This window comes from Albidovulum marisflavi, from assembly GCF_025751435.1.
Lineage (GTDB): Bacteria > Pseudomonadota > Alphaproteobacteria > Rhodobacterales > Rhodobacteraceae > Albidovulum > Albidovulum marisflavi.
In genome coordinates this window covers 453,423-477,235 of the sequence record NZ_JAOWKY010000002.1, presented here as the reverse complement: position 1 = coordinate 477,235, position 23,813 = coordinate 453,423, and the positions used below count along the sequence as shown (strand labels likewise).

Sequence of the window (23,813 nt, the reverse complement as noted above, 5' to 3'; positions counted from 1 at the left end):
CCGCCTCAGGGCTGGGCCGTCGTCAGGATGCGGCTGTCGATCGAGGCGACCGACGTGTCGCCGCCTGCCTGAAGATCGGCAAGCGCCTGCGCGTAAGTTGCTGCGGGTTCCGAGATGTCCCGCATCTTTTCGAACAGCGGCGTCTTCGAGTAGAGCACCAGGACCTTGCTTTTTCCAAGCGAACTGGCGTCGACCGTGAAGGCCAGTTTCGACGTTCCCTGAGCTTCGGCAAGGCCATAGGCCACGCGCACGGGAAAGTCGCCCGACTGGCCGCCCCGAAGCGCGGAAACCGAGTTGTCGGTCCGGGTCTGGTTCGGCAGCAGGTGGAAGACATTCCCTGACACGTCGAGCACAGAGACATAGATGTATCCATCAGTGACGTCGGCGGGGATGTTCACGTCGATGACAGGGTTTTCGCCGACGAAATACCGGCCCGAAGGATTGGGATCGGAACTGTCGCCGAAGCCGAACTTGATGTCGAACCCGCCACCGGGTGCCGCGGGCAGCCGCGACTCGATCAGGCAAAGCGCGGGGTTCAGAATCTCGGCGTCGATCACCACATCCCGCTCGGCCGAAATCTCGCGCAGGGCATCGTAAAGGCGGATCCGCGAACCGTTGTCCGCCAGCCTGCCCGAAACCACGATCTTGTCGCCCTCGGCGTATCCGCCAGCCGGGACGTCCTGCTGGGACAACGGCCCGCAATCGGCGACCTGGTCCATGATCGCCTGCAATTTAGGGGCTTCCAGAACCTGTATCTTCCGCGTGATGTCGACGGTCCCGCTCATTCCGCCCGGCAGGGCGGTGTTCAGAAGCGCGGTGACGCTTTCCTCCTTGGCCGCGTCCGAGGTCTGCCCGGAGACGGTGAAGGTCATATCGTTCACGCTCAGCGCCCAGTCGTCCAGAACCGCGACCGTCGACAAAAGCAGGCCGACATCCGAGCCCCAGCCTTCACCGATGTCGCCCCGGGCGAGCGAAAGCTCGGCAGTGCCGCTCTGTCGCGCGATCTCTTGTGTCAGGGCACGCTGCACATCCTGCGAGGGCGCGTATCCCGTCGCCTCCGGCACACCGCCATCGGTCTTGGAAGCCGTGAAAACGAACGGATCGGCAAGCGGCAGCGAAGGCGTCAATATCCCGGAAAAGTAGACACCCGCACCGCCCCCGCCAGCCAGAAGCAGCACGGCCGCCATCGCAATGGGAAGCCGGCTTTTCTTCGCCGCCGTTTGGGGTTTGCTGGGCGTGGCCGTCGCGATGGCCGGGGGCGCTTCGCTCTTGCGGTTTGGAACGATGACGGTGCGGTCCTCAAGCGCGCTGGCCGAGGTGACGCTGCCGCCCGACCGGATCGCCGAGACGACCTCAGCCGCGGTCTGGAACCGCTTGTCCGGATCCGGATGCGACATCTTTTCGATCAGCGACTTCAGCGGTTCGGGCACGCCCTCGGTGTCAAGAGGCTCGCCCTTCTTCTGCAGCACCTCCATCGGGTTCGAGCCCGCGTTAGGCGGGCGTCCGCGGAAGGTCGCCAGAAGCAGAGCGCCCAGGGAATAAAGGTCGGACCGCGCATCGGTCCTGCCGCTAAGCTGCTCGGGCGCAGCGTAGGCGTACTTCCCGGCGAATTCGTTGCCGACGATCGTCGCCGCGCCGGGATTGGTATCCTTGGCGATCCCGAAGTCGATGATCACCGCCTCGGCCGGGTTGCCGTTGCGCAGGATGATGTTGTCCGGCGACAGATCGCGGTGAACGATGTTCTTTGAATGTGCGGCCTCAAGCCCCTCGGCCACGCGCGCGCCGATGACCAGCAGGTCCTCGGCCGACATGCCGCCTTCGCGCAGTTTCCGGTCCAGGCCGGGGCCGTCGACGTAGTCCATCACCAGGTAGACCGTGCCTTCGGGCGTTCTCTGGTTGTCGGAATAGCGCACGACTGCGTCATGGCGGATGTCGCGCATCTCCTCTTCCCGCGTCATCAACAGCAGGAAGTCCTCATTGCCCGAAAACTCGGACCGAAGCGCCTTGAGCGCGACGACCCGGCCCGAGATTTCGCTTCTTGCGCGATACACCTCGGACGTGCCGCCGCGCCCCAGCAGCGCTTCGATTCGGTAGGTGTTGTTAAGAAGGTCCCCGGGCCGGAAGGCGTCGCCTGGGCGTGACTCGTTCATCGGCGGCTATCCGTCTTCACGTTCCGGGGGGAGTATCAGCCAAGCGCCTGGAACTCGACGCGGCGGTTCACGTCCGCGCCCGGGTTCGCAGCATCAAGCGGCGACGATTCTCCTGCGCCAACCGCCATCAACTGGTCCGCGGCGATGCCGCAGTCGTTGACAAGGTACTGCACGACCGCTTCGGCGCGCGCCTCGGACAGCGATTGGTTGTACGCCTCGCTGCCCGAAGAATCGGTGTGTCCGATGACCTGGAAGCGGTTGACGTCCACCGATTTCATCACTTCGCACATCGTGGCAAGCTTCGGCGTCTGGTCCGCGCGCAGGGACGACGAGTTGTAGTCGAACGAGATGCTCAGGTTGATCTGTTCCTCGGCGGCCACCGGCTGGTAGGCCGGCTCGGTCGCGGCGGCGGCGGCGGTGTCGGTAACGGTCGTGGCCGCCGTCGAAGGCGCCAGCACCAGACCGCGGGTCTTCTGCTTGGCGAAAAGCTCCGCGATTTCCTCGGCGGTCAGTTCACCGTCTGCCGACTGGGCGTGAATGGGGGCGCCTGCCAGGGATACTGCCAGTGCAATGCCGGCAACAAAAAGCGCGTTTCTATGCATCGTATTGTACTTTCCCGGTTTCTTCGCGGTTATCGCCGGAAGTCTATACCAGTGCCATGCGGGCGACAACGAATTTGCGTCCCGTCGTTGACGTGATCGCGCCTTTGTTGACTTGTATCGCTGCCTGAAACAGAATCATCAGGTTCGCCCCGAAGGCGGACGCACAAGAGAGTTTGTCATGCGTTTCTTGCCGGCCATCCTGATCGCGATCGCCATCTTGCTTGCCCCCGTCATCTGGTACGTCACCCCCATGGTTTTCAGCCCCGAGGATGACTTCGGCGGACCTGCGGTCGACAGCGGCGCGCGGATCGAGATCGAGATGCTGCGCGAACAGGTCGAGGCCCTTCGCACGACAGTCGACCGCCTTCAGGGAGAGGTGGCGCGGATTGGTTCGGCCCCGATGGCGAACCTCGCACCCGACCAGCAGGGATTTGTCGACAACTTCGGCCCGAACGGCATCATCGACAGCTACGCCCAGGTCGTGCTGGTCGCCGGACGCAGGGAACTGAACACAACGCTTCACGCACCGACGACGAACTTCCTGATCGATATGTTCGGCCATCCGCGTGAAGACTACAGCGACCAGTGTCAGGATATGACGAACCCGACGCTGGCAGCGATGCTCGTGACCGAACAGGTGGGACCCGTTCGGGTCAAGATGCTGAAACCCGCGGTCGATAGCCTGCGCGAGGTGTTCGAGCGCATCCGCGCCACCGATCAGGACCTCTATGACCGTATCAATACGGCGGGGTCGCTGTGCGTGCGCTTCGTGCGCGGGTCGGAAAGCTCGCTTTCGTCGCATGCCTTCGGCTTGTCGATCGACCTGAACATCGATGGCCGCCTGGACACGCTGGGCGACGGCCAGACGCAGCTTGGCCTGACGATCCTTGCGGACTTCTTCCGCGATGCCGGCTGGATCTGGGGCGCGGGCTTTGGCCGCGAGGACAGCATGCATTTCGAGGTCAGCCGCGAAAAGCTTGAAGAGTGGCGGGCAGAGGGAAAGATCTGACCCCAAAGGCCACATCTGCGGCCCCTTGCGCGCCAGTTGATCGGCAGGGCAATCTGACCCTGCCCGAGGCACGGGCGACTCGGTTCCTATGGAAAGGGCAGCCATGATCCCCGTGTTCGACGGTCACAACGACTTTCTGCTGCGTCTGCTTCGCGATCCCGCCAACCGTCAAGAGATCTGGAACCCGGGCGAGGGCAAGGGGCATCTAGACCTGCCGCGGATGCGGGCGGGCGGGTTCGTCGGTGGCTTCTTCGCAATCTACATCCCTTCGCCCGAAGAGCTCGACAGCGGCGATTACGAGGCGATCATGGATGCGCCGCCCTACGACCTGCCGCTGGGCGCCTTGATCGGGGTGGATGAGGCGCTGCCGGTCGCGATGGCCATGGCAGGGCACCTGATGTGGCTTGAGCGAACGGGCGATCTGACGATCTGCCGCTCGGTCGCCGACATCCGCCGGGCGATGGACGCGGGCCGGATAGCGGCGGTCATGCACATGGAAGGCGCCGAGGCGATCGGCGAGGATCTGGACGCCCTGCACGTCTGGCACGCGGCTGGCCTGCGATCGCTTGGGCCCGTGTGGTCCCGCCCGACCGTCTTCGGCCACGGCGTGCCGTTCCGCTTCCCCGGCGGTCCCGACACGGGCGACGGGTTGACGGAGGCCGGCAAGCGGCTGGTCAAGGAATGCAACCAGCTTCGGATCATGCTGGACCTCAGCCATCTGAACGAAAAGGGTTTCGACGACATCGCCGCGATCTCGGATGCGCCGCTGGTCGCGACGCATTCAAACGCCCATGCGGTCACGCCCTCGACCCGCAACCTTACCGATCGGCAGTTGCGCGTCATACGCGACACGAACGGTATGGTGGGGCTGAACTACGCGACGATCTTCCTGCGGGAGGACGGGCGCAAATCCACGTTCGAGGGCTGGGACCCGATCCTGCGCCACCTTGATCATCTGATCGGGGTCCTTGGCGAGGATCGTGTCGGCCTTGGATCGGATTTCGACGGGGCCACCATGCCGGCGTCTATCGGCGACGTGTCGGGCCAGCAGGCCCTTCTGACCGCCTTGGCCCAGCACGGATACGGCGAAGAGCTGGTGCGAAAGATCGCGCATGAAAACTGGCTTGCGCTTCTTCAGCGCACATGGGGCGGCTAAGGGATCATTCCAGCGACTGACGGTCGGTGATCCCGGTGCCGTCCTCGATACGGTCGCTTGGGTGGGTGATCACCTGCACGCCTTCCTGAAGGCCCTCAAGCACCTCTGCGACCGTGTCGTTCATGTGGCCGACCCTCACCTGCGTCAAGGCCGCATGACCGTCCTGGGCAGTGAAGACGGCCCAGCCGCCGTTTGCGCGGAACAGCGCGCCGATCGGCACAAGCAGCGCCGCGTCGGTGCTCCATTCGACGATGCGGGCAAAGACCGAAAAGCCATCACCCAGGCCGGCGCGCATCTCGACCGGGCTTTCAAGGTCCAGGATGACGTTGACCCGCTGTTCCTCGATGCCAAGCGCGCTGACCTTGGTGAAACCGGCGGGCTCGACTTCGCGCACCGTTGCCGCAAGGGCGCCTTCGCCACCCCACCGCAGGATCTCGGCGCGCGCTCCGGCTTCCACGCGAACCGCGTCCGACGACAGCAGGTCGACCACGATCTCCAGGTCCCGCGGCTGCCCGACGGACAATAGCACGGTTCCCGGAATCACCGGGCGCTCGCTGGCATTGGCCAGCGAAAGCACGGCGCCGTCCGCTGGGGCCGCGATTTCGACGCAGCAGGTTCCTGTCATCCCGTCGCTCTCCGGCCCGATCAGCGCGGCGCGCGCCCGTTCAAGCGCGCCGATGGAAAGCTGGTGCTGCGCGCGGGCGGCCGCCAGGGCGGCCTCCTGAACCTTCAGAAGCTGGGCGGCATCTTCCAGCTGGGTCAGGGAAAAGACACCGCGGTTCGAAAGCGCCTCGGCCCGGTCGTACTGAGACCTTGCATAGTCCACGTCCGCCTCGGCCTTGGCGATCTGCGTCAGCGCCAGGCTGACGGCGGCCTCGGCCTCCTTGACGGCGGCCTCGGCCTGGTTGCGGCTGCGCCGGTCCAGCAGGCCGGGGTCCACGGGCTCGACCCGGGCGACGATGGTCTTGCCCGCGACGACGGTGTCGCCCACCTCGACCGGAGAGCGCAGCGCCTTTCCCGCCACGGGCGCCGCCACCTCGTAGATGTTGCGTATGCGGGTCACGCCGTCACCGTTGATCGTGACCTCCATCGCGCCCGTCGTGACGGTCGCGAGATCCACCGGCACGGTTTCGGGGCGCACCGCGACCCAGATCAGCGCGCCGACCGCACCCGCGGCGGCGACCCCCATCGCAATCGAACGCAACTTCGTCGGCATGTTCACTCCCGTGTTTTCATGACAGCCACAAGGTCCAGGCTGTCGATCCGCCGCCTGACGATCAGCGCAGATGCGGCGGATGCCGCCAGCACGACCAGGCTGGCCTTGGCGTAGGTTGCAGGGTTCATCACGAATGGCAGCGAATAAAGGTCCGATGAAAAGGATTTTACCTGCGCATAGGCAAAAGCCCATCCCAGCAGCCAGCCGACCGGTTGCGCCAGGATGCTGAGCAGCATCAGCTCGCCCATGAGGATGTAGGAAACCTCGGCCCGGCTGAAGCCCAGGATGCGCAGGCTGGCCAGTTCGCGGGCCCGTTCCGAAAGCTGGATGCGCGCGCCGTTGTAGGTCACGCCCACGGTGATGAGCACGGCGATCAGGATGTAGACGACGGTCGTGTTCAGCACGTTGCGTGAAATGGTTTCGCGGAAGGATGCGCGCGTCTGAAACAGCAGCACCGTCCCCGCCAGGCCCGGTGTTTCCTTGGCGGCGGCATAAAGCGCGTCGGCCCTTTGCCTGTCCATCGCGATGTTGACGACGCTCGCCTGCGGCGGCGAGCGCAGAAGCCGCGCCAGTGCCCCGCGATCCATGTAGGCGCCAAGGCCGAAGTAGACCGTGGCGATGTCGGTGACCGGAACGGTCAGTGTGTCGCGCCGTCCGGTCAGGACCTCGACCTGCACCTTGTCGCCGGGCTTGACGGCCAGGCGCTCCGCCAGCCGGTCGGACAGGATTATTCCGCCGCCGGCGGGCGCGACCGGCTGGCCGGATGCGTCCGTCACGCGGCTGAGCGTCGCATCCGGGTCCCGCGCTTCGATGGCGATGCGGCGCGACAGGTGCCCATGGCGCAGCACCACGGGCAGGTATTGCATCGGTTCCGCCGCAATCACGCCGGGCAGGTGGCGCACATCCTCGACGACATTTTCGGTTTGGTCCCGCGTCAGGATCAGCATCGCGTCCTGCCGATTCTGGCGAAAGAAGCTGGTGTCGATGATCTCGTCCAGCGAATCCGGAAAGAAGGAGGCCGACATCAGCATCGCCACCGCGGCCGATATCGCGAGCACCGAAAACGTGGCGCGTCCCGGCCAGCGGGTGATCCCGCGCAGCACCATCATCGAGGGTTGCGAGAAGCGCGCCCATGTCGCCAGGCGATCCGAAAGCCCACGCTTGAAGGTGGGCGGGGCAGGGGGCACCATGGCAACCGCAGGGGGCATCCTGACCGCGCGGCGCACGCCCTGGACGGCCCCCAGACCAGCCGCGACAAGGCCCGCGGCCGCCGAGATTGCGTAGCTGTCGCCCCTTGGGTCGAAGACGAGATAGGGAAACTCGAAGAATTCCGTATAAAGCCGCGCCATCCCCTGCGCGAGCCAGCTTCCTACCGCCCAGCCGATCACGATGCCGATGGCGGCGACAAGGCTCGCGAACTTGAGGAAGTGGCCCGCGACGGCCAGGTCGGAATAGCCAAGTGCCTTGAGCAAGCCGATCACTCCGCGTTCAAGCGTCACGATCCGTGCAAGCACCATGTTCACGAGAAAGGCGGAAATCACGAAGAAAATCGGCGGCAGGATTTGGGCCAGCGCGCGCAGCTGGGTCAGCTCGCCCTCGATGAAGATGTGCGAAGCCTGTTCGGCGCGACCGTAGGCGCCGGCGCCGCCATAGGGCGCGAGGATGCGGTCCAGGGCGGGGATGACCTCTTCGGCGCGCCCTTCGCGCGTCAGCGCCAGCGACACATCGTTGAAGGCGCCCTGCAGGTCGAAGGCCGCCGCCAGCGCCCGCCGCGGCATCCACAGGACGCCGAAGCGGCGGTTGTCGGGCAGCATCGCACCCGGCCCCAGGACGTAGATGTATTCCGGCGACAGGGCGGTGCCGGTGATCGTCAGTTCGCGTTTACGCCCGTTCAGGTTGGCGGAAAAACGATCGCCTGCGACGAAGCCGTTTGCATCCGCGAAGGCGCGGGTGACCATCACCTCGTCCACGGAATCCTGCGCGGGCGGACGGCCGGTCACAACCAGCGGCAGGTTCAGGGCCGGGACATCGATCTCGGGCAAAGAGATGACGCGTCCCGCCGCCGGTTCGGAAAGCCCCGGCACGTCCAGAACGACCTGCCCGACGATCCGCGTCTCGGCGACCCGAACGCCCGGCAGCGCCCGGATTTCGCCCAGCAGGCTTTCCGGCGCGCGCTTTGCCCCCGAAAACACCTCGGCGAAACGGTTGCGTTCGTAGTAGGCATCAAGTGTGTCCTGCAGCGACCGCTGCACCCCGATCGCCAGCACGAGGATCATGACCCCGCAGGCCAGAACCAGCGCGATGGCCAGAACCTGTGCCCACATGCGCTTCAGGTCGCGAAGGAGTTTACGGTCGAGAACATGCATCGCCATCACCAGGTGATGTCCGAGGGCTGGGCGCGGCTGTCATTCTCACGCACCTCGCTGATCCGTCCGTCGGCGAAGAACACGACGCGGTGCGCCATCGCCTGGATGCCCGCGTTGTGGGTGATCACGATCGTCGTCGTGCCCAGTTCGGTGTTGATGCGTTCCAGTGCCTCCAGAACCTGCACGCCCGTCTTGCTGTCGAGGGCGCCGGTTGGTTCGTCGCACAGCAGGACCTCGGGCCGCTTGGCGATGGCGCGGGCGATTGCCACACGCTGTTGTTCGCCGCCCGAAAGCTGTGCAGGGAAGTGGTCAAGCCGCTTGTCGAGCCCGACCATCGCCAGTGCCTCGGCGGCGGGCATCGGGTCCTTGGCGATTTCAGTCACAAGCTCGACGTTTTCCCGCGCCGTCAGGGACGCCACCAGGTTGTAGAACTGAAAGACGAAGCCGACGTGATCGCGGCGATAGACGGTCAGTTCGCGGTCCGTCATGGCGGTCAGTTCGGCATCGCGGAACCAGGCCTGGCCCTCGCTTGCGCGGTCAAGCCCGCCAAGGATGTTCAGAAGCGTCGACTTGCCGCTTCCGGAAGGGCCAAGCAGCACGGTCAGTTCACCCGCATGCAGGCGCAGATCCACACCCCGCAGCGCGTACACGCTGACGTCGCCCGTGCGATAGACCTTGGTCAGACCCTCGCTTCGGAAAATCAGTTCGCTCATCCCGCCCTGCTTTCGCTGGGCCAGAGATGCAGGAAGCCGTGGCATCCCGCGTTGATCTGGCGCAAGGATTTCCCCAGTCTGGCAGTCCGTCGCGTCCGGCACAACGGTTGCGATGCACAAGCTATTCCAACCTGCCACGTTCCGTGCTTAGTGGCGCCAGTCATGCATCGGAGAGCGGCGATGAAAGCGATCCAGAACCTTTGGCGGATGACCTGCGGCCCCGCGCTGAACCTTGCCCCGGTCGAGGGAGAGGTAGCGGCCGATGTCGTCGTGATCGGCGGCGGCTTCACGGGGCTGTCGGCCGCCCTGCACCTGGCCGAGTCCGGCGTGCGCGTCGTGCTGCTGGAAGCCGAAACCATCGGCCATGGCGGCTCGGGTCGCAACGTGGGGCTGGTGAACGCCGGGCTCTGGACGCCACCGGACGAGGTCGAAGCGGCAATGGGCGTTGCGGACGGGCAGCGCCTGAACGCGGCGCTGGCGGCAGGTCCCGAACTGGTCTTCGATCTGATTTCACGCCACGGGATCGATTGCGAGGCCGTTCGCAACGGAACGCTGCATCTGGCCCATAGCGCCGCCGGGCTGCGCGACCTTCGGTCCCGCCACGAACAGCAGGTGCGCCGCCAGGCGCCGGTCCGGTTGCTGGATGCGGCCGAAACCGCCAGGCGGGTTGGCAGCGATCGCTTCGCCGGTGCGCTTTGGGACGGTCGGGCTGGCACGATCCAGCCCTTGGCCTATGCCATGGGACTGGCGCGCGCGGCCATCGCGGCGGGTGCGAAGATACACGAAGCCAGCCCCGCCACGTCCATCGAGCGGGACGGCGGGCAGTGGACGGTGCGCACCGCGACTGGCAAGGTGCGGGCTGAAAGGCTGATCCAGGCCACCAACGGCTACGCCGCCGGCGCGGCCCGTCCGGGCCCGTTCACGCCGGTCCACTACTTCCAACTGGCGACCGAACCCCTGAGCCCGGCGCAGCGCGGCTCCATCCTTCCCGGCGGCGAGGGGTGCTGGGATACCGCGACCGTCATGACCTCTTACCGGCTGGATCGGGCGGGTCGGTTGTTGTTGGGCTCGGTGGGCAACCTTGAGGATCTGGGCGCCCGCGTTCATCGGAATTGGGCGCGGCGCAGGATCGCTGCAACCTTTCCGTCGCTTGCCGGTATCGGGATCGAGGCCGCCTGGTCAGGCCGGATCGCCATGACCGGCGATCACATGCCCAAGGTCGCGGAAATCGGGCCGGGCGCGGTTTCGATCTGGGGCTATTCCGGGCGCGGGATTTCGCCCGGCACGGTCTTTGGCCGTGCCGCGGCAGGCTGGGCAATGGGCGATTCCGATACCTTCCCGGTTCCGATCCGGCCCGAGCAGCCTGAGACGCTTCCGAAGCTGCGCGCGCTTTACTACGAAACCGGCGCGGTGCTGACCCACATGCTGCCGGCCTGAAGCCGCCTCTAGCTGGCGACCTTCAGCGAGGTGTTCGCTTCCTTGAGGGCCTGGGCGATAATCGGTGGCGGGGCGCGGTCGGTCACCAGCATGTCAAGATCGCTGAAGCCGCAGACATGGATCAGGCCCCTTCGCCCGAACTTCGTCTGGTCGGTTACAACCATCCGCCGTTCTGCGCGTGATAACAGCAGCCGCCCGATCTCGGCCTCCTCAAGGTCGAAGTCCATGACGCCGGTCTGGTCCACCGCGCTGGCCGAGATGATGGCATGGGTGACGGCGAAGCGGCTGACGAAGTCCAGGGCCGACTTGCCGAAAGCGGCGCCCGAGTCACTGCGCAGTTCCCCCCCGGCCATGTAGACCCTGTTGCCGTTCACCGTCGCCAGCGTGCGCGCGATGTCCGACGAATTGGTGACAACAGTCAGCCGCCTGCGCCGTGTCAGTTCGCGCGCGACATAGCTGGTGGTTGTGCCTGTATCCAGCATGACGGAATCTCCGTCACGGATCATTTCCGTCACGGCGCGCGCGATCGCCTGCTTGGCGGCGGCGTTTTCCCGCATCCGCTTCTGGAAGGGTGCCTCTCCGATCTGGCCGGCCAGCCCGACGGCGCCGTGGATGCGCACGACGGTTCCCGCCTCGCTCAGCGGCTTGACGTCGCGGCGCACGGTCTCAAGCGAAACGCCCAGACGCTCGGCCAGCGCCGAGATTGAGACCGAACCCTCTGTCTCAAGGATCTGAAGGATGTCCGCGTGGCGTTTTGACAGCATGTTGTGACCGTAATTTTTGCAGATCATAGAAAATCCCACGAAAACACACAATCATCAGTCGCCAATCGGGCACAAAAAACACAAGAAGCCACAAATCGGGATTGACGGAATCGTTTGCCCGGTCCCTACTTGACGTAAGGGGCGGCCGCAGGATGCTTGTCCACGCAGTGTCGTCCCAACTTGACCGGCAAAGTCCGGCCGAACAGGGAGATTGTCATGCCGAAGACCTTTCTCAAGTTGAGCCTTGCCGCTTCTGCCGTAGCCTTGATGGCCGGCTCGGGCTGGGCGCAGGAATCAAGCGACCCGATCAAGCTGACGTTGCACGACTGGACCGGCCAGCTCATCACCACCAACCTGATGGGAGAGGTGCTGAAGCAGGCGGGCTACAATGTCGAATATGTCCAGGCCGACTATCTTGCGCAGTTCGCGGGACTGGAAAGCGGCGACCTTCATGTCGCGATGGAAATGTGGGAAACGACGGGCCGCGACGCCATGGACGCCTCGACCGCGACCGGCAAGACCGAGGTGTTCGGCCCGACCGGCATGAAAGCCAAGGAGGAATGGTGGTATCCGTCCTACATGAAGGAAAAGTGCCCCGGTCTGCCAAACTGGGAGGCGTTGAAGGACGAAGCCTGCGCCGAGGCATTCTCGACCGCCGAGACCGCGCCGAAAGGGCGCTATCTGGGTGGTCCCGTCACCTGGGGCGGGTTTGATGACGAGCGTGTCGAGGCGCTGGATCTGCCGTTCGAGGTGATCCACGCTGGGACCGACGCGGCGCTGTTCGCGGAACTGGAAAGCGCCTATCAACGCCAGGCTCCGATCATGCTGTGGATCTACGCTCCGCATTGGGCGCCCGCGAAATACGAGGGCGAATGGGTCGAATTCCCGGAATACACGGCCGAGTGCTACAATGATCCGGCATGGGGATCGAACCCCGACATGGCCTATGACTGCGGCAAGCCCTTCGGTGAAATCTGGAAGGTCGGCTGGGCCGGCGTCAAGGACAAGTGGCCGGGCGCCTATGATGCGATCAAGGCCTTCACCATCGACAATGATGAGATGGGCCAGATGATCACCGAGGTCGACCTGGACGGCAAGACGGTCGAACAGGTGACGGCCGAGTGGATGGCGGCGAACGAAGGCCGCTGGAAGGCCTGGATCGGTCAGTAACGAACCTGCCGGATGAAACGCCGGACCGCCCGCGTTGCGCGGGCGGCCGGGATGCTGCGCCCTCAGGATGCCCATGACCGAATTGCCTGCCCCCGATGCGATCAGCGCCAATGCGGCCGAAGGCGCGAAACTCGTCTGCCGGAATTTGTGGAAGCTGTTCGGCCCGCGTGCGCGCGAAACGCTTGCGGCACTCGGCGATGCGGCAACGCCGGAACGCCTTGCCGCGTCGGGCCTGGTGCCTGCCGTTCGCGATGTCACCCTTTCGGTGCGCGAGGGCGAGATCTTCGTGATCATGGGGCTTTCGGGGTCGGGCAAGTCCACACTTGTCCGCCTGATGTCCCGGCTGGTTGAACCCACGGCGGGAGAGGTCCTATTTCACAACCGCGACCTGCTGTCCGCCTCGGACGCCGAGATGATCGAGATCCGCCGGCACAAGATGGGGATGGTGTTTCAGCACTTTGCGCTGCTGCCGCATCTGACCGTGCTGGACAACGTCGCCTTTCCGCTGGACGTGCAGGGCGTGCCCAGGGCCGAACGGGAAGCGCGCGCAAGAAAGATGATCGCGCTCGTGGGGCTGGGCGGACGAGAAAGCTCGTTGCCGCGCCAGTTGTCGGGCGGGCAGCAGCAGCGCGTGGGCATCGCGCGCTCGCTTGCCGTCGAGCCGGAACTCTGGTTCCTGGATGAGCCGTTTTCCGCGCTGGACCCCCTGATCCGGCGCGAGATGCAGGATGAGTTCATCCGCCTGCAATCGGTTCTGAAAAAGACCATCGTCTTCATTACCCACGATTTCGACGAGGCGATCCGGCTGGCGGACCGCATCGCGATCATGAAGGACGGCGCGATCGTCCAGCAGGGCACGCCAGAGGAAATCGTGCTCCAGCCCGCGACCGACTATGTGCGCGAGTTCACTCGGGCAGTCCCACGTGCGAAGGTCGTCAGGGTCGCGACCGCCATGCGGAAGGCAAGCGGGGCAGAACCCGCCGGCACGATTTCCGCCCGCGCGACGATTGCCGAGGCCGCGCCCAAGTTCCTTGAGGGGGCCACGGCGCTGCGCGTCACGGATGACGACGGGCGGACGGTCGGGCACCTGATCCGTGAAGATGTCGTTGCGCTGATGCTGGGGGGCTGAACCATGAGGCGGCGCCCGACTGACGAACGCGACCTTTCCGGCTGGGCGGGCTGGGCCCTGACCCTCGCCCTGTTCGTGGGGCTTTGGCTTTATGGGGGCCAGCTTTTCCCCTGGGCATTCGACTATCCCAGGTCGATCAGCATTCCCGCGGCGCGCTGGATAACGTCCTTCACCAAGTGGTTGCTGAACGAGGCGACCTTTGGACTGTTCACCTTCGCGGAACTGACCCGCTTCATTGCCGCCGTGCTGGATGTGCCCTATCGCTTCGTGCTCAGTCTGCTTTCGACCGGTTTCCAGAGCGGCGAGGGATCGCAGGCGGTGCAGATCCTGCCACCGCTGTCCTGGGTCGCGGTCATCGGAACGGGCGCGATCCTGGGCGGATACGCGGGCGGCGCGCGTCTTGCCGCGCTGGTGGCCGGGTGCCTGACCTTCGTCCTTGTCTTCGGGCAGTGGCAAAGCGCGATGGTCACGCTGGCCTCGATCCTGGTCGCAGTTCCCTTGGGCGTGGCGGGCGGGCTCTTGCTTGGCATCCTGGCCTTCCGCCATTCCTGGTTCGAACGTGCGATCCGTCCGGTTCTGGACCTCATGCAGACCATACCGGTGTTTGCATACCTGGTTCCGATCCTGATCCTGTTCGGCTTCGGGCCCACGGCTGCGGTGGTGGCCACGCTGATCTATGCCATGCCGCCGATGACCCGCATCACTGAACTGGCGCTGCGGCGGGTGCCCGCCGAATTGACCGATCTCGGCCGCATGGTCGGCTGCACGCGTCGGCAGATGATGTGGCGCGTGCTGGTGCCCGCATCCAAGGATCCCCTGATGGTCGGGGTCAACCAGGTCATCATGCTGAGCCTGAACATGGTCATCATCGCGTCCATGATCGGGGCCGGGGGGCTGGGCTTCGACGTCCTGGCCGCACTTCGGCGGCTGGATTTCGGCGCGGGGCTCGAGGCGGGGCTGGCGATCGTCGCATTGGCTGTCGCTCTGGACCGCCTGAGCCAGGCCTTTGCCCGTCTTCGCAACGAACCGGCAAGGGGGAACGGCCCGGTCGCGCGCCATCCCTACCTTCTGTCGGGCGTGGCGCTGATCCTTGCCGCCGGATTGGCGGGGCTGGCCGTTCCCGCGTTGCAGACCTGGCCGGACGCGTTCGAACTGTCGACCGGCGCGTTCTGGAGCAACGTCGTCCAGTGGATCAACGTCAACTTCTTCGACACGATCGAGGCGGTCAAGAACGCGGTGCTTCTGAACCTGCTGGTGCCGTTCAAGCGCTTCCTTGGCGGCCTGCCCTGGGCCGGTGTGACCGCGCTTCTGGCTTATGTCGGCTGGCGTCTGGGCGGCTGGCGTCTGGCGGTCCTCGTGGCGTCCCTGGCCGGGCTGATCGCGGCGACGGGCCAGTGGGAAAAGGCCGCGATCACCGTTTACCTGTGCGGGATTTCCACCGTGTTCGCGATGCTGATCGGCGTTCCCATCGGCATCCTCGCGTCCGAGCGCGAAGGCGTGTGGGCGCCCGTTCGCATCATCATCGACACGCTGCAGACACTGCCCTCCTTCGTCTATCTGATGCCTGCGGTGATGCTGTTCCGCGTGGGCGACTTCACCGCGATGATCGCCGTCGTGGCCTATGCCGTCGTGCCCGCCGTTCGTTACACGGTTCTTGGGCTGAAGGGCGTGGATCCGCGCCTGACCGAGGCGGGGCGCGCCATGGGCTGCACGCCCGGGCAGATTCTTTGGCGAATCAAATTGCGCCTTGCGCTTCCCGAAATCCTGCTTGGTCTTAACCAGACCGTGATGTTCGCGTTGTCGATGCTGGTGATCACCGCGCTCGTCGGCACGCGCGACCTGGGGCAGGAGGTCTATATCGCGCTGACCAAGGCCGACCCCGGCCGTGGCCTGGTCGCGGGCCTTGCAGTCGCTTTCATAGCCATCATCACCGATCGGCTGATTTCGGCCTCGGCCCGCGCTGCGCGGGCGCGGCTGGGGCTGGAGGCGGCATGACCCGGCTGACCGGAAAGATGCGGGCAGGGCGCGCGGGCCGGCCCGAGTCGTGGAAGCTTGAAAGGACGGAAGGATGAGCCTGAGACGCATCCGCTCTTTGCCCTGCTGGCAGGGCGAGATCAGGGCCGTGCGGCTTCAGGGCGGCCTTTCGAACGAAAGCTGGAAGGTGACCGACGCGCAAGGCGACCATGTGGTGCGCTTCGGCAAGGATTTTCCGTTTCACCATGTGAGCCGTGCCGCCGAGGTCATGGCCGCCCGCGCGGCGCACCAGGCAGGTTTTGCCCCCAGGGTTGAACATTCTGGGCGCGGCGTGATGGTGTCCGAATTTCTGGAGGCCCGGACCTGGTCCGAGACCGACATGCGGGCGAATCCCGGCCGCATCGGCCGGCTGCTGCGCGACTTCCACACCAGGATGCCGGCCCAGGTGTCCGGTCCGGGAATGATCTTCTGGGTGTTCCACGTCATCCGCGACTATGCCCGGACGCTCGTCGATCATGGCAGCCGCTTCGGCCAGGACCTGCCTTGGCTGACCGGCGTGGCGGCCGAGATGGAGGCGGCGCAGGTGCCGCTGCCGATCATCTTCGGTCATCACGATCTGCTTCCCGGAAATTTCCTAGAAAGTCCCGGCGGCCAGCTTTGGCTGATCGATTTCGAATACGCCGCCTTCGGCACGGCGATGTTCGACCTTGCCGGTGCGGCGTCGAACGCGGGGATGAGCGCGCAAGAGGCGCGCGCCATGCTGATCGCCTATTTCGGGACGGTCCCGGACGAGGCGATGCTGCGCGCCTTCGAGGCGATGCAATGCGCCTCCCTCGCGCGCGAGGCAATGTGGGCGATGGTCTCGGAAATCTTCCTGGCTGCGCCGGGCGCCGATTACGACGCCCACGCCCGCGACTACCTGGGCCGGCTTGGCGCCGCGCTTGACCGCTATCACTCCCGTTACGGAAAGACCCAGTCATGACTGTACCCACCCACGCCCAGATCGTCGTCATCGGCGGCGGGATCATCGGATGTTCGACGGCCTATCATCTGGCCCGCGACCACAAGGCCGATGTCGTGCTGCTTGAGCAGGGCAAGCTGACGTCGGGGTCCACCTGGCACGCGGCAGGACTGGTTGGACAGCTCCGCTCATCGGCCTCGATCACCAGGGTGCTGAAGTACTCGGTCGAGCTTTACAAGGAGCTTGCCGCCGAGACGGGGCTTGAGACCGGATGGAAGATGACCGGCTGCCTTCGCCTCGCGACGAACCAGGACCGATGGACGGAATACAAGCGGCTGGCCACGACCGCGCGGTCCTTCGGGATGGAAATGCACCTGATCTCTCCGCAAGAGGTAAGTCGGATGTGGCCGCTGATGGAAACATCGGATTTGGTCGGCGCCAGCTGGCTGCCCACGGACGGGCAGGCCAGCCCCTCGGACATCACGCAGTCGCTGGCCAAGGGCGCGCGGATACACGGCGCGAAGATCATCGAAGAAGTCGGCGTCACCGGCTTCGCGATGAATGGAAACCGCATCACGACGGTCAGGACCACGCAGGGTGATATCGCCTGCGAAAAGGTGGTGAACTGCGCGGGGCAGTGGGCGCGGCAGGTGGGGGCGATGGCCGGGATCAACGTGCCCCTTCAGGCCGTCCGCCACCAGTATATCGTGACCGAGAAGATCCCGGGCCTTGCCACCGATGCGGCCACCATCCGTGACCCCGACCGGAGGACGTATTTCAAGGAAGAGGTCGGCGGGCTGGTCATGGGCGGATACGAGCCGAACCCGCAACCCCTGCCCACGGGCGATATCCCCAATGACTGGCAGTTCCACCTGTTCGAAGACGACTACGACCATTTCGAACAGCACCTCGTGCAGGCGATCGAGCGGGTGCCGGCACTGGCCGAGGTTGGGGTCAAGCAGATGATCAACGGCCCCGAAAGCTTTACACCGGACGGCAACTTCATCCTGGGCCCCGCGCCCGAATGCGCGAACATGTACGTAGGCGCGGGGTTCAACGCCTTCGGTATCGCCTCGGGCGGGGGCGCGGGCTGGGTTCTGGCCGACTGGGTAATGAACGACGAGGCGCCGCTTGACCTGTGGGTCGTGGACATACGCCGCTTTTCCGACATGCACCGCGACCGGCAGTGGGTGTCGGACCGGACGTGCGAGGCCTATGGCAAACACTATACCATCGGCTTTCCGCATGAAGAGTACACATCGGGTCGCCCGCGGATCGTTTCGCCGCTGTACGAGCGGCTGAAGGCCCGCCGCGCGGTCTTCGGGTCGAAGCTTGGCTGGGAAAGGCCGAACTGGTTCGCGCCCGAAGGGGTGGAAACGCGCGACGTCTATTCCATGGGCCGGCAGAACTGGTTCCCCTACGTAGGCGAGGAGCACCGGCACGTGCGTGAGGCGGTCGGTCTTTTCGACCAGTCGTCCTTTGCCAAATACGAGGTGACCGGGCGCGACGCGGCCCGCGCGCTGGACCACGTCTGCGCCAACGATGTGACCAGGGCGCCGGGGCGTCTGACCTACACGCAGCTTCTGAACTCGCGCGGCGGGATCGAGGCCGACCTGACCGTCGCAAGACTGGCGGAAGACCGCTTCTACATCGTGACCGGCACCGGGTTTCGAACCCATGACCTTGCCTGGATCGCCGAACATATGCCCCAAGGCGACGTCGCGATCCGTGACATCACCGAAGATTGGGGCACGCTGTCTCTGATGGGTCCACGGTCGCGGGATGTGCTGGCGCGCGCGACGGATGCCGACGTGTCCAACACCGCATTCCCCTTCGGCCACGTCCGTGAAATCGTGATCGCGGGCGCCACGGTTCGGGCGCTGAGGATCACCTACGTGGGGGAACTTGGTTGGGAACTGCATGTGCCCATCGCCGCGACCGGCGCGGTGTTCGACGCGCTTATGGCGGCAGGGGCAGATCAGGGCATCCGGCCCGTGGGCTACCGCGCGATCGAGTCCCTGCGGCTTGAAAAGGGATACCGGGCGTGGTCTTCGGATATCACGCCGAACGACACGCCGTTCGAAGCGGGGCTGGGCTGGGCGGTGAAGATGCGGCGGAACGCCGATTTCATCGGGCGAAGCGCGCTTGAGGCAGTCGCTGGCCAGCCCCTGAAGAAGCGGCTCGTGGGCTTCACGCTGGATGATAGGGACGCCGTGCTGGTCGGTCGCGAGACGATCCTGAGGGACGGTCAGGCGGTGGGCTACCTGACCTCGGGCGGCTACGGCTACACGCTTGGCCAGTCGATCGGTTATGGCTACGTGCGAAATCCCGACGGCGTCAGCGACGATTACCTGGCTTTGGGCCGCTACGAACTGGTGGTGGCCAACGAACGAATTCCGGCGCGGATCGCGCTGACATCGCTTTACGACCCCGAAAATCTGAAGGTGAAGGCATGAAGGCTGACCGCCACGCCAAGATCGTGATCATCGGCGCGGGCGCCATCGGTTGTGCCATCGCCTACCACCTTGCCCGACAGGGCGAACGAGACGTGCTGGTGCTGGAAAAGGCGCAGGTGACGCACGGATCGACCTGGCACGCCGCGGGTCTGGTCGGACAGCTTCGGGGCAAGCGGTCGCTGACACGCCTGATGCAGAACTCGGTCGCGGTCTTCGACCGGTTGGCCGGTGAAAGCGGCATGGCGACCGACTGGAAAAAGGTGGGCTCGCTGCGTCTGGCCGCCTCGGACGCGCGGTGGAGCGAAATCCGCCGCTCGGTTCAGCTTGCCAAGAGCTTCGGGTTCGAGGCGCATCTGGTTTCCCCGGACGAGGCGCGGCGGATGTTTCCGCATATCGACCCGAAGGGCGTGGTCGGCGCCGCATGGATCCCGACGGACGGCTACATCGACCCCTACGCCGTCACCATGGCCTTCGCCTCCAGCGCGCGGAAAGGCGGCGTCCGGATCGAGGAAGGCGTGACCGTCACCGGCATCGTCGTCAAGGGGCGGCGCGCCTTGGGGGTGGTGACGGACCACGGCACGATCTCGGCCGATGTGGTGGTGAATGCCGCCGGCTACTGGGCGCGCCGGGTGGGCGCCATGGCCGGTGTCCCCGTCGCCGCGGGCGTGGTCGAACACCAGTACTTCGTCACGGAAAAGGGGCTGGACGTTCCCGACAACCTCACCACGCTTCGCGACCCGGACCACAACTTCTATCTGAAGCCCGAGGTCGGCGGATCCTGGGCAATCGGCGGGTGGGAGGAAGGAACGCGCGCGCTGTGGAACCAGTGGGCACCCTTCGACTTCGCACGCGAGCTTTTCCCAGCCAACATGGATCGGCTCGAACTTTTCGCGCTACCGGCCGCAGAGCGGCTTCCGGTGCTGAACGACATCGGCATCAAGACGGTGATCAATGGGCCCATCCCGGTTTCCGCGGATGGCGAGCCTATCATGGGGCTTGCGCCGGAATTGGACAATTTCTACCTCGCCTGCGGCTTCACCGCAGGTATCGCCGCCTCGGGCGGGGCGGGGGAGGCGATGGCGAACTGGATCCTGCACGGCGATCCGGGGCTTGACCTCTGGCCCTTCGATGCGCGCCGTTTCGGTGTCCCGCATGCACGCGCCTCGTGGCTGGCCGCCCGCGCGGCCGAAGCCTATGCCGCCTACTACAAGGTGCACTGGCCAGGCGAAGAACACCATGCAGGACGTGGACTTAGGCGATCACCTTTATACGAGCCGCTGAGGGCGGCCGGCGCTGTCTTCGGCGCGCGCTTCGGCTGGGAACGGGCCAACTGGTTCAAGTCGTCCGATGCGACCGCGACCGATACGCCCAGCTTCGAGGACAAGCCAGGCTGGCACGCTGCCGTCGCCGCCGAGGTCCGCGCGATCCGTGAAGGGGTGGCGCTGATCGACCAGACGTCATTTTCAAAATTCGAACTATCCGGGCCCGGCGCGCAGGCGGCGCTGAACCGCATCGCTGCCGCCGATATCGCGGGCGATCCGGGGCGCGCGATCTATACTCAGCTGTTGAATGACAAGGGCGGGATCGAGGCCGATCTGACGATCCTGCACAGGGGAGACGAGGATTTCCTGATCGTCACCGGGTCCGGATTCGGGGTGCGCGACGCGAACTGGATCACGCGGCAGTTGCCCGAGGGGATGGGCTTGCGCGACGTGACCAACGCCCACGTCGTCCTGAATATCTGCGGGCCGATGGCGCGAACCGTCCTGTCCTCGCTCACGGATGCGGATCTTTCGAACGGTGCCTTCCCCTTCCTTTCCGCCCGCGAGATCGTGGTGGGTCACGCCCCCGCCTACGCCGTCCGCGTGGGCTATGTCGGCGAACTTGGGTGGGAACTTTACATCCCGACCGAATACGCGGCCCATGTCTATGAAACGCTCAAGGCGGCGGGCGCGGCGGCGGGCATCCGCGACGTCGGCTATAGGGCCATCGAAAGCTGCCGCCTGGAGAAGGGCTACCTGTACTGGTCCGCCGATATCACGCCCGAAACGACGCCTTACGAGGCTGGGCTTGGGTTTGCCGTGGCGATGGGCAAAGGCGACTTCACCGGGCGCAAGGCGCTTGAGGCGGCCGACAAGCCGAAGCGGAAGCTTGTGACGCTGACGGTCGAGGGGTTCGCCCCGTTCCTGTCCGGAGAGACGGTCCTCTACGACGGCAAACCCGTCGCTTCGCTGACCAGCGCGGGCTATGGTCACCATTTGGGCAAGACCATCGGCTTCGCCTATCTTCCGGCAGAGCTTGCCGGTGAGCAGGGCTTCACGATCGAGGCCTTCGGCACCCCCTATGCCGCCACGCGCGGTCCGCGGTGCCTGTACGACGCAAAGATGGAAAGGCTGAAGGCATGAGCGATCTGGACCTTGCACGCGACACGATCCGGGGCATCCCGGCCCTTCATGGCTCGGGTCAACCCGAGCGTCTGGGCGGGCTGACGAACCTCGTGTTTCGTGTGGGCGACTGGTGCCTGCGCATCCCCGGCAAGGGAACCGAGGAATACATCGACCGGGCGAACGAAGCCGTCGCGGCGCAGGAGGCCGCCCGCGCGGGGGTAAGCCCGGAGGTCGCGCACATGGACGAGGCGACAGGTGTCATGGTCACGCGCTTCATCGAAGGAGCGGTGACGATGAGCCCGGAAACCTTCCGGAACCGCGGCGGCGCGCCCGGGAGGGCGGGAAAGGCATTTCGCAAGCTCCATGACTCCGGCGCGGTTTTTCCCTTCCGGTTCGAGCTTTTCGCAATGATCGACGAATACCTCGGCATTCTTGCCACCAAGGATGTCGCCCTGCCCGAAGGGTATCACGACGTGGTTGCCGAGGCCGAAGGGGTCCGCAGTGCGCTGGCCGCGCGTCCGCTGCCGCTGGCTCCGTGTCACTGCGATCCTTTGTGCGAAAACTTCCTGGATACCGGTGACAGGATGTGGATCGTCGACTGGGAATATTCCGGCATGAACGATCCCATGTGGGACCTGGGCGACCTGTCCGTCGAAGGCGGCTTCGACGCGGCGCAGGAGGAAGAGATGCTGCGCGCCTATTTCGGCGGGGGGCCCAGCCCGTTCGATCGCGGCAGGATGGTGATCTACAAGGCGATGTGCGACCTGTTGTGGACGCTGTGGGGCTTGATCCAGTTGGCCAATGACAATCCGGCGGACGATTTCCGCGCCTATGCCGACGGCCGGTTCGCCCGCTGCAAGGCGCTGATGGCAGATCCCGACTTCGCGCGTCACCTGGCCGCGGTCAGGGCCGGTTGAGCGGGATCCGGCCAGCCGTTCGCGCGACCGCACGCACCAAAGCAGGCACACGCCCGATCGGGCGTCGCGTTCCGCCGCCCTTGCTGTCTTCGGCCATGCCCATGATGACGATGGCGAACTGAACACCGGCAAACACGATGCCGTTCGAAACGAACAGCATCAGCACGCCGATCCAGCCGCCGTTCACGGCTGTCGCCAGATGGCGCAACCCCGCCACGTCGAGCCAGAGAAGCAGCCCGGTAAAGACCGCTGACAGGACAAAGCCGATCAAGACGTTGATGATGTAAAGACGGACCAGTGCGGGCATGGCGTCCTCCTGCAAGGGGGTATTCTACCCGATTGCCGGAAAACCGCCAGCGGCGCGTCGCCGCAGTTCAGAACGCCTCGGGCTTCGCCTCGCGCGCCATGTGGTCAAGAACGGCGTTCACGAACTTCGGCTCCTTGCCCTCGGGGAAGAAGGCGCGCGCAACGTCGACGTATTCGGTGATCACCACCTTGGGCGGGGTGGCGGGAAGCACAAGCTCGGCACCGGCGGCGCGGAACAGGGCGCGAAGCACGGGGTCGATGCGGTCGATCGGCCATTTGGCGACAAGCGCCCGATCTGTCATCTGGTCGATCTTGGCCTGCTGGCTGACCGCCTCTTCCAGGATGGCGCGGAACAGGCCCGGATCGCCCTCGGCCATTTCGTCGTCCTCGTAGACGGCGCCGAAACGATGCGTTTCGAATTCGCGCGCGACGCGGTCAAGCGCCTGGCCTGACGCCTCCATCTGGAACAGCGCCTGCACGGCGTAAAGCCGCGCGGCAGAGCGCATCTGGCGCTTTTCTTCGGTGGAAAGCTTTCGCGGCTTCTCGGTCATGCGCGGGTGGATCCTTCACTGTCTCCGGCGATCCGAAACTCCTCACCCGCAGGCTTGAAGCCGATCCCCTTGGTCTGGCGCGCCCATTTGCGGGAAAGCGCGACCAGATGCAAGGCCGCTGCCGCGGCGCCGCCGCCCTTGTTCTGACCGGCCGGATCCGCGCGCACGACCGCCTGGTCGCGGTTCTCAACCGTCAGGATGCCGTTGCCAACGCAGGCGCCCGACAGGCCCAGCATGGTCAGCCCGCGCGAGCTGTCGTTGCAGACCGTGTCGTAGTGCGTCGTTTCGCCCCTTATCACGCAGCCAAGGGCGACGAAGCCGTCGTAATCGGACATGCGGAAAGCCATGCCGATGGCCGTGGGAACCTCAAGCGCGCCGGGCACCTCGACCAGGTCGACGCTGGCGCCCGCCTCGACCGCGACGGCCTTTGCCCCCGCGACAAGGTTGTCGGCGATGTCCTTGTAGTAGGGCGCGACGACGATGAGCAGCTTCACCGGCTTGTCGAAGCGCGGCAGGTCCAGGATGTAATGGGTTTCGCTCGCGGCCATG

Annotated in this window: 19 protein-coding genes; 10 read left to right on the top strand and 9 right to left on the bottom strand. The window is 65.4% G+C overall.

What is annotated here, in order from left to right; all coding sequences use genetic code 11:
• Positions 1-5: 5 nt before the first annotated feature.
• On the bottom strand, positions 6-2,150 hold the full coding sequence (locus OEW28_RS11160) for a serine/threonine protein kinase (RefSeq protein WP_263734835.1): 2,145 nt from the start codon (positions 2,148-2,150) through the stop codon (positions 6-8).
• Between the two features lie 35 nt (positions 2,151-2,185).
• The gene (locus OEW28_RS11155; protein WP_263734834.1) at positions 2,186-2,752 is read right to left on the bottom strand and encodes an OmpA family protein; all 567 of its coding nucleotides are present in this window, start codon (positions 2,750-2,752) and stop codon (positions 2,186-2,188) included.
• Between the two features lie 178 nt (positions 2,753-2,930).
• Here OEW28_RS11155 and OEW28_RS11150 point away from each other — a divergent pair, with 178 nt between their 5' ends.
• Both OEW28_RS11150 and OEW28_RS11145 read left to right on the top strand, forming a co-directional pair.
• Positions 2,931-3,761, top strand: coding sequence for a M15 family metallopeptidase (locus tag OEW28_RS11150; RefSeq protein WP_263734833.1), 831 nt, complete (start codon positions 2,931-2,933; stop codon positions 3,759-3,761).
• 103 nt (positions 3,762-3,864) lie between these two features.
• Positions 3,865-4,917, top strand: coding sequence for a dipeptidase (locus OEW28_RS11145; protein ID WP_263734832.1), 1,053 nt, complete (start codon positions 3,865-3,867; stop codon positions 4,915-4,917).
• Positions 4,918-4,921: 4 nt separating this feature from the next.
• On the opposite strand, the gene OEW28_RS11140 is transcribed toward OEW28_RS11145, so the two are convergent.
• From OEW28_RS11140 to OEW28_RS11130, 3 genes are read right to left on the bottom strand one after another with little or no spacing between them, the layout of a single operon-like run.
• Positions 4,922-6,133 (bottom strand): efflux RND transporter periplasmic adaptor subunit, encoded by a 1,212-nt coding sequence (locus OEW28_RS11140; protein ID WP_263734831.1) that lies wholly within the window; start codon positions 6,131-6,133, stop codon positions 4,922-4,924.
• Positions 6,134-6,135: 2 nt separating this feature from the next.
• Complete coding sequence (locus OEW28_RS11135) at positions 6,136-8,505, bottom strand: ABC transporter permease (RefSeq protein ID WP_263734830.1); 2,370 nt, start codon at positions 8,503-8,505, stop codon at positions 6,136-6,138.
• Complete coding sequence (locus OEW28_RS11130; RefSeq protein WP_263734829.1) at positions 8,505-9,212, bottom strand: ABC transporter ATP-binding protein; 708 nt, start codon at positions 9,210-9,212, stop codon at positions 8,505-8,507. Before OEW28_RS11130 ends, OEW28_RS11135 begins: the two co-directional genes overlap by 1 nt.
• Positions 9,213-9,392: 180 nt before the next feature.
• Between OEW28_RS11130 and OEW28_RS11125 the strand changes: the two genes are divergently transcribed.
• Entirely contained in the window at positions 9,393-10,649 is a 1,257-nt protein-coding gene (locus OEW28_RS11125; RefSeq protein WP_263734828.1) for an NAD(P)/FAD-dependent oxidoreductase, read from the top strand.
• An 8-nt stretch (positions 10,650-10,657) separates the two neighbouring features.
• Here OEW28_RS11125 and OEW28_RS11120 read toward each other — a convergent pair whose 3' ends face one another.
• Positions 10,658-11,440 carry a DeoR/GlpR family DNA-binding transcription regulator gene (locus tag OEW28_RS11120; protein ID WP_263734827.1) on the bottom strand — a complete coding sequence of 261 codons (783 nt, stop codon included), beginning with the start codon at positions 11,438-11,440 and terminating at the stop codon, positions 10,658-10,660.
• 189 nt (positions 11,441-11,629) lie between these two features.
• Here OEW28_RS11120 and OEW28_RS11115 point away from each other — a divergent pair, with 189 nt between their 5' ends.
• The 7 genes from OEW28_RS11115 to OEW28_RS11085 all read left to right on the top strand — a co-directional run bounded on the left by OEW28_RS11115 (position 11,630) and on the right by OEW28_RS11085 (position 22,407).
• Positions 11,630-12,583, top strand: a complete 954-nt coding sequence (locus tag OEW28_RS11115) for an ABC transporter substrate-binding protein (RefSeq protein ID WP_263734826.1) — start codon at positions 11,630-11,632, stop codon at positions 12,581-12,583.
• Between the two features lie 73 nt (positions 12,584-12,656).
• Complete coding sequence (locus OEW28_RS11110) at positions 12,657-13,712, top strand: quaternary amine ABC transporter ATP-binding protein (RefSeq protein ID WP_263734825.1); 1,056 nt, start codon at positions 12,657-12,659, stop codon at positions 13,710-13,712.
• Between the two features lie 3 nt (positions 13,713-13,715).
• Positions 13,716-15,707: an ABC transporter permease gene (locus OEW28_RS11105; RefSeq protein WP_263734824.1), complete on the top strand. Its 1,992-nt coding sequence runs from the start codon at positions 13,716-13,718 to the stop codon at positions 15,705-15,707.
• 73 nt (positions 15,708-15,780) lie between these two features.
• Positions 15,781-16,668, top strand: a complete 888-nt coding sequence (locus OEW28_RS11100; protein ID WP_263734823.1) for a phosphotransferase family protein — start codon at positions 15,781-15,783, stop codon at positions 16,666-16,668.
• On the top strand, positions 16,665-19,103 hold the full coding sequence (locus OEW28_RS11095; protein WP_263734822.1) for a GcvT family protein: 2,439 nt from the start codon (positions 16,665-16,667) through the stop codon (positions 19,101-19,103). The genes OEW28_RS11100 and OEW28_RS11095 overlap by 4 nt, the downstream gene beginning before the upstream one ends.
• The gene (locus OEW28_RS11090; protein ID WP_263734821.1) at positions 19,100-21,508 is read left to right on the top strand and encodes a GcvT family protein; all 2,409 of its coding nucleotides are present in this window, start codon (positions 19,100-19,102) and stop codon (positions 21,506-21,508) included. Before OEW28_RS11095 ends, OEW28_RS11090 begins: the two co-directional genes overlap by 4 nt.
• Positions 21,505-22,407, top strand: coding sequence for a phosphotransferase family protein (locus OEW28_RS11085; RefSeq protein ID WP_263734820.1), 903 nt, complete (start codon positions 21,505-21,507; stop codon positions 22,405-22,407). Before OEW28_RS11090 ends, OEW28_RS11085 begins: the two co-directional genes overlap by 4 nt.
• On the opposite strand, the gene OEW28_RS11080 is transcribed toward OEW28_RS11085, so the two are convergent.
• The 3 genes from OEW28_RS11080 to OEW28_RS11070 form a co-directional block, all read right to left on the bottom strand.
• Positions 22,394-22,714 carry a hypothetical protein gene (locus tag OEW28_RS11080; RefSeq protein ID WP_263734819.1) on the bottom strand — a complete coding sequence of 107 codons (321 nt, stop codon included), beginning with the start codon at positions 22,712-22,714 and terminating at the stop codon, positions 22,394-22,396. The two genes, OEW28_RS11085 and OEW28_RS11080, sit on opposite strands and share 14 nt — an antisense overlap.
• A 67-nt stretch (positions 22,715-22,781) precedes the next feature.
• Entirely contained in the window at positions 22,782-23,264 is a 483-nt protein-coding gene (nusB, locus tag OEW28_RS11075) for a transcription antitermination factor NusB (RefSeq protein WP_263734818.1), read from the bottom strand.
• Positions 23,261-23,812, bottom strand: coding sequence for a 6,7-dimethyl-8-ribityllumazine synthase (locus OEW28_RS11070; RefSeq protein ID WP_263734817.1), 552 nt, complete (start codon positions 23,810-23,812; stop codon positions 23,261-23,263). Before OEW28_RS11070 ends, nusB begins: the two co-directional genes overlap by 4 nt.
• Position 23,813: the final 1 nt, after the last annotated feature.

Excerpts from the sequence above, each read along its gene's own strand:
- OEW28_RS11160 (WP_263734835.1), bottom strand. The coding sequence starts at position 2,150 with ATGAACGAGTCACGCCCAGGCGACGCCTTCCGGCCCGGGGACCTTCTT.
- OEW28_RS11155 (WP_263734834.1), bottom strand. The coding sequence starts at position 2,752 with ATGCATAGAAACGCGCTTTTTGTTGCCGGCATTGCACTGGCAGTATCC.
- OEW28_RS11150 (WP_263734833.1), top strand. The coding sequence starts at position 2,931 with ATGCGTTTCTTGCCGGCCATCCTGATCGCGATCGCCATCTTGCTTGCC.
- OEW28_RS11145 (WP_263734832.1), top strand. The coding sequence starts at position 3,865 with ATGATCCCCGTGTTCGACGGTCACAACGACTTTCTGCTGCGTCTGCTT.
- OEW28_RS11140 (WP_263734831.1), bottom strand. The coding sequence starts at position 6,133 with ATGCCGACGAAGTTGCGTTCGATTGCGATGGGGGTCGCCGCCGCGGGT.
- OEW28_RS11135 (WP_263734830.1), bottom strand. The coding sequence starts at position 8,505 with ATGGCGATGCATGTTCTCGACCGTAAACTCCTTCGCGACCTGAAGCGC.
- OEW28_RS11130 (WP_263734829.1), bottom strand. The coding sequence starts at position 9,212 with ATGAGCGAACTGATTTTCCGAAGCGAGGGTCTGACCAAGGTCTATCGC.
- OEW28_RS11125 (WP_263734828.1), top strand. The coding sequence starts at position 9,393 with ATGAAAGCGATCCAGAACCTTTGGCGGATGACCTGCGGCCCCGCGCTG.
- OEW28_RS11120 (WP_263734827.1), bottom strand. The coding sequence starts at position 11,440 with ATGATCTGCAAAAATTACGGTCACAACATGCTGTCAAAACGCCACGCG.
- OEW28_RS11115 (WP_263734826.1), top strand. The coding sequence starts at position 11,630 with ATGCCGAAGACCTTTCTCAAGTTGAGCCTTGCCGCTTCTGCCGTAGCC.
- OEW28_RS11110 (WP_263734825.1), top strand. The coding sequence starts at position 12,657 with ATGACCGAATTGCCTGCCCCCGATGCGATCAGCGCCAATGCGGCCGAA.
- OEW28_RS11105 (WP_263734824.1), top strand. The coding sequence starts at position 13,716 with ATGAGGCGGCGCCCGACTGACGAACGCGACCTTTCCGGCTGGGCGGGC.
- OEW28_RS11100 (WP_263734823.1), top strand. The coding sequence starts at position 15,781 with ATGAGCCTGAGACGCATCCGCTCTTTGCCCTGCTGGCAGGGCGAGATC.
- OEW28_RS11095 (WP_263734822.1), top strand. The coding sequence starts at position 16,665 with ATGACTGTACCCACCCACGCCCAGATCGTCGTCATCGGCGGCGGGATC.
- OEW28_RS11090 (WP_263734821.1), top strand. The coding sequence starts at position 19,100 with ATGAAGGCTGACCGCCACGCCAAGATCGTGATCATCGGCGCGGGCGCC.
- OEW28_RS11085 (WP_263734820.1), top strand. The coding sequence starts at position 21,505 with ATGAGCGATCTGGACCTTGCACGCGACACGATCCGGGGCATCCCGGCC.
- OEW28_RS11080 (WP_263734819.1), bottom strand. The coding sequence starts at position 22,714 with ATGCCCGCACTGGTCCGTCTTTACATCATCAACGTCTTGATCGGCTTT.
- nusB (WP_263734818.1), bottom strand. The coding sequence starts at position 23,264 with ATGACCGAGAAGCCGCGAAAGCTTTCCACCGAAGAAAAGCGCCAGATG.
- OEW28_RS11070 (WP_263734817.1), bottom strand. The coding sequence starts at position 23,812 with ATGGCCGCGAGCGAAACCCATTACATCCTGGACCTGCCGCGCTTCGAC.